Consider the following 15222-nt stretch of genomic DNA (forward strand, 5'->3'; position numbering starts at 1 on the left):
GAATGAATATCACAAAATTCATCCTTTTGCCTTTTATTTTTTATTTTTTCTGTTGCTCTTCCAAGGCTCCTAAAGCTTTCAGTGTTGCTACTTGCGCGGGTGTTAACCCTGTAACCGCAGTAATGTTCATCTTTTTATAAGGTTTTTCATCGGTCAGAGTCCCAAAACAATCGCCTGTGTTCACATCCCAAAGTTTAATCGTCTCATCTTGGCTCCCACTGGCTAAGGTACAACCATCAGGACTGAAAACAACTGAGCATACCCAATCTTTATGTTCCGCTAAAACTTTTAAGGGTTTACCAGTGTGGACATCCCACAACCTCACTGTTTGGTCATCACCACCACTTGCGAGTATGTTGCCATCGTAACTGAAGGCAACTGATCTGACCCAACTGGTATGTCCTGTCAAAGTGTGGAGACATTCGCCAGTTTGAACATCCCACAATTTCACAGTTTTGTCTTCACTGCCACTTGCTAATAACTTTCCATCAGGACTGAAAGCAACTGACCTTACCCAGCCAGTATGCCCTAAGAAAGTTTTTAAGCAGTCACCAGTTTGAAGATTCCACAATTTTACAGTTTGGTCTTCACTACCACTCACCAAGCATTTCCCATATGGGCTGAAAGCGATTGACTGTACCCGATTGTCATGACCCTTGAAAGTATTGAGACAAGTACCTGTTTCTTGATTCCATAATTTCACAGTTTTGTCATCACTACTACTTGCCAAGGTTCTACTATCAGAACTGAATGCCACTGACTGTACCCAACTGGCATGACCCTTCAAAGTTTTGATACAATTACCATCGCTGACATTCCACAACTTTACTGTTTTATCTTCACTGCCACTTGCCAAGGTGCAACCATCAGGACTAAATGCCACTGACCTAACCCAACTAGTATGGCCTTGCAAAATTTGAAAGCTCTTACGAGTGTGGACATTCCATAACTTTACTGTTTTGTCCCCAATAGTACTTGCCAAAGTTGTACCATCAGGACTGAATGCTACTGACCTTGCCCAATTAATATATCCTTGCCAAGTTTTCAGGCAATTACCATCACTGATATTCCATAACTTGACCGTTTGGTCTTCGCTAGCACTTGCTAATAACTTGCCATCCGAACTAAAGGCAATTGATCTAACACAATTGCTGTGCCCTTGTAAGGTTATGAGGCAATTGCCATCACTGACATTCCACAACTTCACTGTTTGATCGTCACTGCCACTGGCCAACAACTTGCCATCGGGACTAAAAGCAACTGACCATACCCAACTTGTATGCCCCTGTAAAGTTTTGAGGCAAGTGCCATCGCTGACATTCCACAACTTTATTGTTTTGTCTTCACTGCCACTGGTCAACAACTTGCCATCGGGACTGAAGGCGACTGACCATACGGGATAGGTATGCTCTTGCAAGGTTTTGAGACAAGTGCCATCGCTGACATTCCACAACTTTATTGTTTTGTCTTCACTGCCACTGGCCAACAACTTGCCATCGGGACTAAAGGTAACTGACCAAACCCAATCACTATGCTTTGGTAAGGTCAAAATGCATGTCCCATCATTCACATTCCATAATTTCACCATTTGGTCATCACTACCACTTGCCAGTAGCTGACTATCTGGGCTAAAGGCAACAGACCTAACCCGACTACTATCAACCGATAAAGTTTTGATATATTTACCAGTGTGGACATCCCATAATCTTACGGTTTGGTCATCACTGCCACTTGCCAATAGCCGACCATCGGGGCTAAAGGTAACTGATCTGATCCACTTATTGTGTCCTTCAAAAGTGAAAAGTAATTGACCATCGGCAACTTTAAATACGTTAATTAGATTGTTGGCATCACCAGTAGCACAGAGTTTTCCATCCTGGCTCAATGCGACTGACAAAATAGGTCCTAAACTTTGAGTAAAAACAGATTTAGATAAGTCTGAATAAGCAAAATTGACATTATGCAAATTCACGCCTTGTAAATAAGCTTGCCAAACGGACAGATAAGAAAAGTCATAGTTACTTAAATTAACTTTGAGATGACAAAGTAGATTGATAACGTTACCAGCTGCATATCCTGGTTGTAAGGCAGATTTATCTTTTAGGTTCTGTAAAATTTGAGTTAGCTTTTCTGTAATAGTTTCGGGACTTCTGAATAGATTTAAGAATCTTTCAATAACTGGTTTGAGAATGAGGCGAATTTGAATATCTCTGACATTGTCTTTAGCAGTCGCTTCAATCAGCGCATGACTCATAAATAGTGTAATTTTACCTGTAGTAACCTCTTGAGGAATCTGTTCAATCAGTCGGTCTATGATATACTCCATAACCACAGACTGAAGAGTGAAAAGTCCTGCACTTTTCTCAATGAGCGATCGCCTGCGTAAAGATTCTAGAGATTCTAGTAATTCCCTTTTTGTGAAGGGATGCACAATATCATTGAGCAAATCCTCTAAGGAAACTAACTCGCGTTTAATTGCCAACCAGTAGATAACTTCTTTTTCTAGTTTTGAAGTGCGCTCAAATTGCTGATCCAATAAATGACGGGTGTCACCAAAAACTATCTCGCCTGCATCTAAAAAGTCATCAATATCACCACCAAATAACTCGCGAATTGGTTCAGAAACTAACTTTAATGCCAAGGGATTACCAGAATAATTCTCAACTAGCTTTGTCCATGCTTGATTTGTCCCACACAAGCCTTTATCTTTAAGAATGTCTTGCCCTTCTTTTTCTCCCAGACCAACTAAGGATATAGTTCTAACTGGTGATACTTCTCCCTCTAACGGTGCAAACTCTTTCGGTTTTTCCCGCGAAGTCAGCAGCAAGCAGCTTTGATGCAGTTCTTCTCCTATGCGCTTGAGTAGTTGACCATAATCTTCATATCCTGGTCTATAGTATCCGGCGCGATCGCCTCCTTGTAAAATTGTCTCAGCATTATCTAATACCAAAAGGCAACGGTGTTTTCGTAAATAATTTATTAGCTGCGTTAATCTCTCGTCTGTGCTTTCTGGTAAGTTAATATTCTGCTGATTAGATATAAAGTTAATCAAGTTTGCCAAGAGTTCCTTCAAGGGTGGAGCATTTCGCAGACTTCGCCAAATCAAATACTCAAAATTCTCCTGCACTTGTGTGGCTAACTTGACAGACAAAGAGGTTTTACCTATACCTCCCATGCCTAAAATTGCCACTAGCCGACATTTATCTTTGACTATCCACTCCTGAAGTTGGCGTAGTTCATCAACCCGTCCGTAGAAAAGGTAGATACTAGGCGCTCCAACCCAATCTTGTTTCACATGAGAATTTGGTTTGACAACAGATAAAGATGCTTGATACTCATCTGCAATCACCTGTTGTAACTTAGTGAGCTTACCGGGACCAGTGCCACTTACTTTAAATTTTTTGTACACTTCACTTAAGCGTTTGCGTACCGCCTCAGCGCTGATATGGAGTTCTTGGGCGATCGCATTGGGTGATTTGTCCTCAACTGCATATAATAAGACCTCTATTTCGCTTTCAGACAAGCACCGCTCTTGAGCTAAAGCCAGAAGAAATGGTTTGGGAATGACATTCATACTCACCCTAGCAAGACTACATCCCTCATGTTATCTCACAAAGTGAGATATTTATTGGTCACAAGTTAGGAGGAGATAACTCTTTAGACAGATTCCCAGTAATTTTACCTGACTCTGCCTTGACTAAGTAACTAAGTTACTTTATATTATGTCTAATCGCATTTTTGGGTAACTTAGTTAAGATTTAAATTAATTAAACGAAACTAAGTGAGTTAGATCAATTCCTGCGTGCTTGTAGGGATTGCATATAAAGGGTGAATGTATTTATTCAATTTCAACATTACCCGAATTCATAGGAGTTTATTTTCCATCTGTAAATACCAACACACCCTTGTGAGCATTCCAACTCTACTCAGAAGTGGGACTGTTGCGTGCCTTGACTGGGTAGGGGCAAAGCATAAAGCATTCGCTCCTTATTTAGCAGAGTCGAGGTAACGCTCGCTGTCTAAATTTAACTCTCAAAACAGGACAAAAGCGATGAAAAGCAATTTTAAAGAAGATCAAAATTTGCTGTTCACATGGGCTTGTAGAGGACTTAAATATTTTCTGCTGACTGTACTGGGCTTTTTCATAGCGTGTGTTGTGTCGCAAGCTTTTGGTGCAGTCTCGATAGTTGGGATACTGCTCTCAGCAAGTGTATGGATTTGGTTTCTCCGGAGCGGGGTATTCCTATTTTGCCTGTTTGCAATCGCCATGATGATTGAGTCTTGGGGTTAACCAATTCAATATTCATGGCGAAGCTCAATCAAATTGCCTTTGGCTAACTGCTACTCAGCCAGAGGCTTTCCACCAGGAGATTATATAATGCCAAACAACAACAGCAACGGCTCCCCAGAAGAAATACTCTCACCGCTTTTAATCATTTTAGTTGCAGGATCTATCTCTTTAGCAGTTGTCAACAAGGACAATCAAGCAGCATATTTTGATATTGTGAAAATAGCGATGGTTTACAGCTTTGGTTCTCGAAAGCCGAAAGACAAACAGTAAACAAGGTAATATGGGTGTCAAAAGTATAGTTGAACAAGCTAGCCTCTACACCCTTTTTTAGTGAGTTGCATAGCTGCGATCGCTTCTAAAATAGAAGAATGCTGTCAACTAATACTCAACTATTACGAATTTCCCAAGGACAACTGAACTTACTAGAACGTTGTCCCCGTCAGTTTCAACATACCTACTTAGAAAACCTCAATTCTCCCTCAGATCCCGAACAGGAAGAACGGCAAACTTTAGGTAGTCGCTTTCACCTGCTGATGCAACAGCGAGAAATGGGTTTACCAATTCAGAGTTTTTTGCAAGCAGATAGCCAACTGCAAACCTGGATGTCAGCTTTTGCCAATGCTGCACCAGAAATTCTCGCACCTGCGGCTGATAGTCAAACTTTCCGAGAAAGCGAACACTACCGCACCCTGCAAGTGCAAAACTATCTGCTTACAGTTGTCTATGATTTATTAATTGCCGATCAGCAAAAAGCGCAAATTCTCGATTGGAAAACTTATCCCCAACCACCACACAAAAGTAAGTTAGAAAAAAACTGGCAAACCCGTCTTTATCTCTATGTTTTGGCAGAAACTAGCGAATACTTACCAGAAAATATTTCCATGACTTATTGGTTTGTCCAATCTCAAGGACAACCGCAAAATATTAAATTTAATTACAATACCACGCAACACCAGCGAACAGCCAACGACCTCAAAGAACTGTTAAACGATTTAACTCATTGCTTAGAAAGTTACCAGCAAAAACAGCAATTTCCCCAACTACCACTAGGAAATAAAGCCTGCAACTATTGTCAATTTGCCACTCGCTGCGATCGCACACAAGCAACTGAACAAAAAAGCGATGGCTACGGCAACCCATTCGGGGAACGCCACTTGCTACCAGATCTTGCCAGTATAACTGAAGTATCACTGTGAAGATATGTTGACGGTTGACACTTCGACAAGCTAAAGAAGAGCGCGGTTGACTGTTGAATGTTGACTCTGACAAATGACAAATGACAAATGACAAATGACAAATGACTATTAACTATTATGACTAACGTTGATGAGATGGACGCCGTTTATGTGCGTGAATTAGGAATTGATGATATAGCCGATGTTTACCATTTAGGAGAACAGCTATTTACCAGTGAGTTATATCCTTATTTATATAGAACTTGGGATGAATGGGAAGTAATTGGACTTTACAACACAGATCCCGAATACTGCTTGGTTGCAGAAATTGATGGCGAACTAGCAGGATTTATTTTAGGAACGATTATTACCAAAGCCTCTTGGACTTACGGATACATCCTCTGGCTGGGAGTTAATCCGCAGTTTCAGCGGCGGGGAGTTGCTGATAAATTAGTTGATAAAGTCGTCGCCCGCATGATTGAAGATGGGGCGCGGTTTATGCTAGTAGATACCGATCCCACCAACACACCAGCAGTCAAGTTTTTTAACCGCAAAGGTTTTGGCAATATCCGTCAGCATATTTTCTTGTCGATGAATCTTAGTAAACACCCATACTATGGCAGACTGATTGATTATGAACATCAAAAAGCTGAAAGAGCCGGTTATAGGCGATCGCGTCCGGCAGCAATTCGCACCCGTAAACCTGAGGGATTTTCTAACGAAGTAGTCCTCAATCCCTTAGTAACTGAACCGCAAATAGATTTCATGATTAATGATGAATAGGGCATTGGGCATTTTTCCCCCTTGTCCCCCTTCCCTTGTCCCACTTGTCCCCCCTGCTCCCCCCTTCCCTAGCCCCTAGCCCCTCACTCCCTTGTATCAAAATGCAGTGGACTCTAGCCGCAACTGAACAACCCCCAGAGTGGTTTATCCAAGCCGTGAAAAAGTATACTCCTGCATCCAGTGGACTTTATGCAGCACAGTTATTATGGCAACGGGGTATTCAGGAAAAATCACAGTTAGATGCTTTTGTCAACTATAAAGCTTATCAACCAGCCAGCCCCTTTGAATTTGGGGAAGAAATGCATTTAGCCGTCGCCCGTTTGCAACTAGCACGTAATGCTAGCGAGAAAATTGCGATTTGGGGAGACTTTGATGCTGACGGAATTACCTCTACATCTGTGCTTTGGGATGGTTTGGGGCAATTTTTTGGGCAAAACTCCCAGTTAAGTTACTACATTCCCAATCGTCTCAAAGAATCTCACGGACTGAATAATTCCGGGATTGATAACTTAGAAAAACAAGGTTGTACTTTAATTGTCACCTGCGATACTGGCAGCACTAATATTGATGAAATTATTTATGCCCAAAAGCTAGGTATCGATGTCATCGTTACAGATCATCACACTTTACCAGCAGAACGTCCACGAGTGACAGCAATTATCAATCCGCGCAATTTACCCCAGGAACATCCACTATTTAATTTATCTGGGGTAGCTGTAGCTTACAAATTGGTAGAAGCACTTTATCAAACTCTGCCTCATGTACCAAAACAGCCCTTAGCGGATTTATTGGATTTAGTAGCGGTAGGGCTAATTGCTGACTTAGTGCAGTTAAGCGGAGATTGTCGCTATTTAGCGCAATTGGGAATTCAAAGATTACAAGAAGATTTTAAACAACCACCCACAGCCAGACGACGGCCGGGTGTGGGCAGATTATTAGAATTGTGTCAGAAAAGTGGCGATCGCCCCACAGATATTTCCTTTGGTTTGGGGCCGCGCATCAATGCAGTTAGCCGTATCCAAGGCGATGCGAGATTTTGCGTAGAATTACTCACAAGCCGTGATATTAAACGGTGTCACGAACTAGCAGAAGACACAGAACTAGCCAACGCCCGCCGTAAGTCTTTACAGAAAGACGTGCAAACGCAAGTAGCACAAAAGCTGAGTCAATTAGATTTATCAACCACAAGTGCGATCGTCTTAGCAGATGCCCAATGGCCTGTAGGCGTACTCGGCTTAGTAGCTGGACAAGTAGCACAGGAAACAGGCCGCCCCACGATTTTATTAAGTACAGAAGACGCGATTTTAGCAGACACGGAGACGCAAAGAGAGGGAGACGCGGAGAATGAAAATTTCTCCCTGTCACCGCGTCCCCTTGTCCCCCCATCCCCCCCCCTCGCCCGTGGTTCTGCCCGTTCCATCAATTCGGTCGATTTATACCAATTAGTCAAAGACCAAGCACATTTGTTACATCGCTTTGGCGGACATCCCTATGCGGCTGGGTTGAGTATGTTAGTGGAGAATATTCCCTTATTTACACAAGCAATTAACCAAAGGTTACGCCAATCTTTGGGTGGTAAAACTCTCACGCCCACAGTGCAAGCAGATATCGCCGTTACAGTAGCAGATTTAGGCAAAGATTTATTTTTAGAATTGAAAATATTAGAACCTTGTGGAATGGGTAATCCTGTCCCCAAGCTATTAATTCAAAATTGCTGGTTTGAAAATTCTTGGCATCGCAATCAACAAGATTCCCAAGGAAAAAAAGTACAGTATATTAAAACCGAGTTTGATATCCGGGATGATTCCACGAGAAATCCCTTTCCCGGTATTTGGTGGGGACACTACAAAGATGAATTACCCATAGGTAGATGTGATTGTATAGCCGAATTGGACTATAACACCTTTAAAAAACGTTATGAAATTAGATTAATTGCTGTCCGTCCTAGTGCTAACTCAGTACTCGCCACTCAGCACTCAGAACTAATATTAGATTGGCGACATCAACAACACCCAGAACTTAACACTAAAGAAACAGCAGTTATTTTGGCAGAATGTCCTACTAGTTGGGATGATTTACGCGCATGGTGGAAACGCTCGCTCTATAATCATCAACAACTGGCGATCGCTTGGACTAAACCCAACCAACAACCACCTAATCAAATTTGGCTTACCTTAGTCGGAATTGCCAAATACCTCAGTCGCACTAATCAACTAGTTACCCGCGTCCAACTTTTAGAAAAACTGGGCATCGGCGACCAAACCTTACTTGTGGGACTGAAAGCTTTAAAATATTTAGGATTCACAGTACAACGCCAAGACCGTTATTTGCACATCAGCCAAGAAACCAAAAATACTTCTTCTGGGGAAACATTAACCCTACTTGTCGATGCTGCTATTGCCAAATTTTTAGCTGCTGTGCGCGAAGAACAATTTCAGCGAGAGTATTTTGCTGAAGTCCCCCTCTCTACCATTGTGGCAATGGTGAATGAAGGATGAAAGCTGAATTGTTATAATTTCTACAATTAATTAACATCTTTCAAAATCATATGTTTCTGAGAATCAAAAGTAATTAATCCTTGTTGTTTCAACTTGCTCATAAATCTTGTAATTGTTACCCTATTCGCACAGCAAGCACTAGCCAAATCTTCATGAGTTAAGCGAATACTTAGACGGGTTCCGCCTGGTACAGGTTCACCAATTTCTTGTTTAAAAAATTCTAACAAATACTGCAACCGCTCTTGTACTTGTCGCTTTCCAGAAATAGCTAATAAAGATTCTGTTTGTTGTAAACGTTGATTTATTTTCGGTAAAAAGTTATGGCTGAGGCTAGGAGAAGCCGCTATCTCTGACACATGAATTGATACCAACTCCACCTCGCCTAGGGCGATCGCTTGGTAAATCTTCAGTGATGTCATACTAGAGCCAAAAATCATTCCTGGCCCTACCAAACCTATGAGTACTTCTTCACCTGTTTCACAGTAAGTACTAAGTTTGACCCAACCTTGAGAAACATATAAAATTTGTAAAGGGTTGAGAGAAATATTCTCTGTTTTAGAATATTTATACAGGCGACGATCCCTGATTATGCTGCTGACATTCTTACTTTTAGGCAGTTCCCATTGCTGACGCTCAGCAATATTACGAATTAACCACCTGAGAGATGTTACCTGACCTTGCTGATTGCGAACAGCTGCCACAGTTAAAGCTGCATTCAAACATTCACCATGACGTTGCTGCAAGTGTACTAATAATTCTGTGCTTCTGTCTGCTTCCGCTAATCGGTTGATTTCGGTGCGAATTTGCTGACGTTCTTCTATGGGAAGAAAGTTAGTAATGGGCTTCCCCACTAAAAAGTGTTTTGAAACATTGAGTAACTTAGCAGCCATCTGGTTAGCTTCATGGATCGTACCTGAAGCATTAGTGACTATATAGCCATCTGGTGCCAATTCAAATAACTCTTGATAGCGTTGGCGTTCTGTTTCTAAAAAATTTTGTGATTGTATTAGTTCCTCGTTTTGCTGATACAGTTCCTCCACTGCTAACTGCAATGTTTTTGAGCTATTATGGAGTTCCTGAAAAGCTTGCGGTAGCATATCTGCTGGTACCCAAGGCAGTACCGTAGCAGTTTGGTATAAATCTGCTAACCGCTTATGCAACACTTCTGTGCGTTGGAAAAATAGCTCAAGGTTCATCCGATATTCTCTTCCTTTTTACAGAGGTTCATCATTCAACGTAACTATTTGTAGTAGTAAAAATCTTCCACCTTAAGAAATGGATATCCAGTTACAATAAAACTTAATCAAGCAAACTCATAGCGATTTTTACCCTGATTCTTAGCACGGTACATAGCGGTATCTGCGTGTTTAATTAAACTATCAGTGTCGCAGCTGTTAAGAGGGTAGATACTGATGCCAATACTAGCAGATACTGTAGTAGTATATCCATCCAAAACTATTGGCTCTGTAATAGTACCTAAGATTTTTTCAGCCACCTTAGCAGCTACTTGGATGTTGGGAATTGCTCTGACAATGACAGTAAATTCATCGCCGCCCAAACGAGAGACTGTATCACTACCGCGCAAGCAGTTGCTTAACCTTTGTCCCACTGTGACTAACAGGCGATCGCCAAGCTCGTGCCCTAAAGTATCATTAACTTGTTTAAAGCCATCTAGATCAATAAACAATAGCCCCAATAATAAATTATTATTTGCTGCCCAATCCAAAGATTCATGAAGTTGTTCCATGAAAAATTTACGATTGGATAGACCAGTTAAAGGATCGTGATATGCCAAATAACGCAAATGGTCTTCTTTACGTTTTAATTCATTGTTAGAGCGGGATAACTCGTCAGCTTTACGCTGGAGTTGTTCTTCTCTCTGCTTGCGCATAGTAATATCTCGAATTACCCCAACTAAAAAGTAATTTCCCGCAGCATCTTTATGAAATGAACGCTTCGTAGCAATTAAGTGTGTCACTCCATAAGCATCGGTAAATTCTTCTTCACTTTCTTGAGTATGTTGAGTTTGTAGAACTATCTCATCTTGTTGACGAAATACATCAGCTTCATGTTTGGGGAAAAAGTCATAGTCTGACTTTTCAGTTAACAACTGATTGGGATAACCAATCAATCTACAATAGGCTTCATTTAACACAATCCACTGATGTTCTTCATTTTTGACAAAAATCGGGTCAGGAATTGTATTAATAACTTGATGTAAAAACTCTTTAGAGCGTTTTAACTCTTCTTGCATGTAAGCAAGAGAACGGGTAATCCAAATAGCTGAACTGCCAAAAGTGAGCAATGAAGGCGCAATTGGTATCCACCAACCAAACAAAAAAGCCAGGTAGGCGGACAACATTAACAACAAGCAACAAACTACAATGACGATCAAGCTTCTGGTTGGGTGTCGGATACGCCATGCAGTTACAGCACCCAAATAAGACCAACCAAAAATCCACAAGTATTCCCAGAAGGTTGGCCAGACTTTTAGTAACGGTCGTCCTTCTAGAGCTGCGGCGATTAACTCATGAATAAAATGGGCTTGCAGTTCAATTCCGGTGATCGGTTGTGCTGCACCCATCATCCTGCTAGATTGCGGTACAAATACAAAATCTTGGAGACTGGGAGCAGTGGAACCAATGAGTACAATGCGATCGCTAAACCATTCTTTTGGTATTTTGTCTGCTAACACATCCCTCATCAATACTTGGCGGTAGCTACAGGATTCTGGCGATGAATCTGGACATCTTGGTTTGGGAAAGTTGGACAAAATTTGGTAGCCTTGAGCATCAGCTCTGACATAGCCACCATCATTAGCCTGAAATCTAGTAAACACTGCCTTACCTAACTGCAAATACTCAGCTTTGGTAGCTGCGCTTTGTGGAGTGATACCAGATGTTTTTAAATACACTAAAGCCAGCTTCAAAGCAAAACTTTCGTGTGCCTGATTATTAATGTGCCAATACAACAAACTGCGACGTATTTTGCCATCAGCGTCATATACAACATTATTAAAACCAACTTGCTTAAGTTGATTCAACACTGGTGAGGGTAAAACACCGGTATTTTTGTTATTTGCTAGTTGTTCAATGCCGATCAAATTTGGCATCGACTTATAAGTTTTGAGCAAATTTTCATAACCAGTCTCCACTGGCAAATCCCGGTATATATCTAAACCAATAGCACGGGGATTAGCAGCTTTTAATTTTTGTAACAATTCGGCAATTACACGATCGGGAATCGGCCAAGAACCTACTTGGCGTAAAGAAGCTTCATCAATCGCGACAATAGTAATCCGCTCTTCTGGTGGCTCATATGGACGTAAACGGAACAATTGATCTAAAGCTGCCAATTCTAAAGATTGGAATAATCCCAGAGAGCGTACAAGCAAGATGCAGACTGCAACGCAGGAGGCGGTGATTAATTCCCTATGTCCTCGATCAAGCGGTTTTCTCAGTCCAGATATGAACTTCACAAGACGCTTGCCTAGCTGCTTACTCATTCCCATTACCTAGTGGGGAGAAATACTTTTTATTTGCGATCGCAATTAACTACTCGGTGAATATAGCTTACAGGTGAGCTACATTAATTCTAGAAAGGATAAAGGATGAAAAATGAAGTGAGAATTGCTACAAGCCGCCGTGGGCGAAAAAATCAACAGTTCAGCTTCGCTTACTGTTTACCCTCTCACAAGCCGAAGGGTCAAGTTTTTCAGTTCACGGGGTTTGTGACTAACCAATCAAAGGGTAATTGGAACCTTTGTGTCTCACATCACAAATTTAGTATAAATAGTGTTTGCTTAGAACAGTAGTATATATATGGGTAGTTTTAAAAGCCTAAGATTGGTGTTAACTATTTGCATTTTTGTGTAACATGAGTAAAAAAATACAAATATAGTCATTTATTCTAGTGAATTCACTTAAATTAAATTTAATGTTAAATTTTGAATATCTTTGATTATTCAGGTATTACAACTATAGACGAAATGATTGCCGAAAATTATTAACTATAAATAATATACAAAATAATATCTGATAGCTGTATATTACTCATGACTCACAAGACTAAAGCTACTTGTCGTCGATTTATCGTTGAGGCTGTCAACTAAAGACGCTCAGTAAGCTGATGCGCGCCTAGATTAAATATTCTCGCTTGTAGGTTGTCCAGGGTCACGCATTCCAAAGTCCAAGCTAGCCTTTGACTGTGGACTCTTGACTTTTGACAACCTGAGCGCGAAATATACAAGTTTATTTGCGTAATAGCTTATGAAGTATGAAGTATAAAATTAACCAAAAAAAAATAAGTCAACCGGAAGCAAATTTACTTAATGCAGCCAGTTGACTATTCAGTATCAGTCATCGCCTGATTACTTGAAATATTTGAAATTACGGGAACCTGTATAATTAGAAACTTTGGCGAGTTCCTCTAAATTTTGCACTCCGCTATAGCTTTTGCCATTAATTATCCAAGTAGGGAAGCCTTCTATTTTGGCAGCTTTACACACATCTGGTTGTCCTTTGAGTCCATCGGGAGCGCACTCTACTTTAATAGTATCATTGAGAATCTTGTAAGCTTCTTTACCAAATATTAGCTTCTGTTCGTGGCAGTGCGGACACCAATAAGCAACATATTCTTTAGCACCTATTTTGACAAGATGGTTTGCTAGGGCTATTTCTGCTTCACCGGAAGTAGTAGTGATTTCCCAACCAAATTGTGGATTAGGTTGTACTTTGGGAGTGAAGCTGATTTGTACTGGTTTGCCAGGAGTTGAAGTAACTGTATCCTTTGATGTATTGATACCAGAATAAATGCCCAAAGTGCCAATCAGTGTAACCATGCCGACAATAATGGCGGTAAAGAAGATTTGCCCGACATCCTCCCAAGTCCGACCGAGAATAGTGAGTACTAACATACTCATAGAGAAAATAGCCGAGCCGATACAGTAAGGACAAACGGCTTTAATTTGAGTTGCTAGTACATACATTAAGTAGCCACTAAAGATGGACATGGCGATCGCGCCTACTAACAGCAACCACCAAGTCCAATTTTCTATTTGTTTGCGGTTATTATCTCCGGCTTTCAATACTAAGGGAGCCAAAGCAAATATCAGCATACTGATATAAGCCAACAGCCCAAACAAGGCTAATGGCTGACCTAAAACCGTTGCCCAGGGGCTAGAAAGTACATCGTTACAGCCTTTGACACCAGCTTGTGCTGTACACGCTGCACTGCCTCCTGTTAACTTTTCGATGGTCAGATAACCTGTGACCAGGGCACCAAGCCCAGCGATCGCGGCAATCAATGGACGCGACCATTTATGAATCCAAGGAGTAGAACGGCGGCGAATCATAAACTGTGATTGGGAATGAGGTAATGGGCATTGGGGATTGGGCATTGGGGATTGGGCATTGGGAATTGGGAATTGGGGATTGGGCATTGGGGATTAATCTCCTTGTCCTTCTTGTCCTCCTTCCCTTCCCTTGTCTTCCATGCCCCATGCCCCATGCCCTATGCCCCATGCCCTATGATCGTATAGTTATTGAAGAAATTGATTTAGTTTCACCCTTAGAGTTCCAACTCCGACGTGCGGCTTCTACAAATTGACTAACACGAATGGGGTCAATTGGTTGTTCGATCCGACCGTGACGTTTCAGAGAACTGGAAACAATTACACCATCTGCTGCCTGCATCAGTGTAGCAATATTTTCCCAATTAGCTCCACTGCCAATCAAGACAGGCGTGCCATTTGCTGCACCACAGGCCAGTTCCAAATCTTCTATGTTAGGAGGGCTACCAGTAGCCCAGCCTGACAAAATCACTGCATCTGCTAAACCTCTTTCGATTGTGTCTTTGACAGCGACTGTGAGATTTGGGGAACTTAAAGGACGGGCGTGCTTGACTAAGACATCGGCCATAATTTTCACATCAGAGCCTAATTCTCGCCGATAGCGGAGTATTTGATGGGCTTCTCCCTCAATTAAACCTTGGTCTGTTGCCATTACCCCAGTGAGGACGTTCACGCGAATAAATTGTGCCCGCACACAACTGGCGATCGCCATAGCACTTTTAGCGTCGTTCCGCAAAACATTTAAGCCTAAAGGCAATGTCACCAAATTCTGAATACGCTGCACCACTACAGTCATGGCACTCACAATGGCTGGATCGACCTGATTTTTGGTAAACGGCGCATCGAAAAAATTTTCGACAATGATACCGTCAACCCCACCACTAGCAAGGGCGGTTGCTTCTTGTTCGGCGCGATCAATCACTGTTTTGAGGCTACCTCCCCAGCGGGGCGAGGTGGGCAGTGGTAGTAAATGTACTACGCCAATAATCGGTGTTCGAGTTTTAAATAGCTGATATAAGTCCACGTCAATTATTAGGAGGGGTTAGCGATTAGTGGCCAGGGTCTAAGAGAACCAGGGTTAGAGGTTAGCAGGGCCTAGGGGTGAGAGGCTAGCAATTCAAAATT

Annotated in this window: 9 protein-coding genes; 4 read left to right on the forward strand and 5 right to left on the reverse strand. The window is 41.7% G+C overall.

The window, feature by feature from the left end:
• Positions 1–40 precede the first annotated feature (40 nt).
• Entirely contained in the window at positions 41–3574 is a 3534-nt protein-coding gene (locus AACU32_RS14230) for an NB-ARC domain-containing protein (RefSeq protein WP_096600463.1), read from the reverse strand.
• An 804-nt stretch (positions 3575–4378) separates the two neighbouring features.
• Between AACU32_RS14230 and AACU32_RS14235 the strand changes: the two genes are divergently transcribed.
• From AACU32_RS14235 to AACU32_RS14250, 4 genes are all read left to right on the forward strand, one after another.
• On the forward strand, positions 4379–4561 hold the full coding sequence (locus AACU32_RS14235; protein WP_096600467.1) for a hypothetical protein: 183 nt from the start codon (positions 4379–4381) through the stop codon (positions 4559–4561).
• Positions 4562–4659: 98 nt separating this feature from the next.
• Positions 4660–5487 carry a PD-(D/E)XK nuclease family protein gene (locus tag AACU32_RS14240; RefSeq protein WP_096600469.1) on the forward strand — a complete coding sequence of 276 codons (828 nt, stop codon included), beginning with the start codon at positions 4660–4662 and terminating at the stop codon, positions 5485–5487.
• Positions 5488–5604: 117 nt separating this feature from the next.
• Positions 5605–6249 (forward strand): GNAT family N-acetyltransferase, encoded by a 645-nt coding sequence (locus AACU32_RS14245; protein ID WP_096600471.1) that lies wholly within the window; start codon positions 5605–5607, stop codon positions 6247–6249.
• Positions 6250–6350: 101 nt separating this feature from the next.
• Positions 6351–8747, forward strand: coding sequence for a single-stranded-DNA-specific exonuclease RecJ (locus AACU32_RS14250; RefSeq protein WP_096600473.1), 2397 nt, complete (start codon positions 6351–6353; stop codon positions 8745–8747).
• Between the two features lie 26 nt (positions 8748–8773).
• On the opposite strand, the gene AACU32_RS14255 is transcribed toward AACU32_RS14250, so the two are convergent.
• The 4 genes from AACU32_RS14255 to btpA form a co-directional block, all read right to left on the reverse strand.
• Positions 8774–9943 carry a PAS domain S-box protein gene (locus AACU32_RS14255; RefSeq protein WP_096600475.1) on the reverse strand — a complete coding sequence of 390 codons (1170 nt, stop codon included), beginning with the start codon at positions 9941–9943 and terminating at the stop codon, positions 8774–8776.
• A 107-nt stretch (positions 9944–10050) separates the two neighbouring features.
• A complete protein-coding gene (locus tag AACU32_RS14260) occupies positions 10051–12252 on the reverse strand; it encodes a CHASE2 domain-containing protein (protein WP_096608010.1) in 2202 nt (733 codons plus the stop codon).
• 864 nt (positions 12253–13116) lie between these two features.
• On the reverse strand, positions 13117–14100 hold the full coding sequence (locus AACU32_RS14265; protein WP_096608011.1) for a vitamin K epoxide reductase family protein: 984 nt from the start codon (positions 14098–14100) through the stop codon (positions 13117–13119).
• 172 nt (positions 14101–14272) lie between these two features.
• Complete coding sequence (gene btpA, locus AACU32_RS14270) at positions 14273–15121, reverse strand: photosystem I biogenesis protein BtpA (protein ID WP_096600477.1); 849 nt, start codon at positions 15119–15121, stop codon at positions 14273–14275.
• Positions 15122–15222: the final 101 nt, after the last annotated feature.

Origin of the sequence: Calothrix sp. NIES-2100, assembly GCF_963875285.1 — a bacterium.
Lineage (GTDB): Bacteria > Cyanobacteriota > Cyanobacteriia > Cyanobacteriales > Nostocaceae > Aulosira.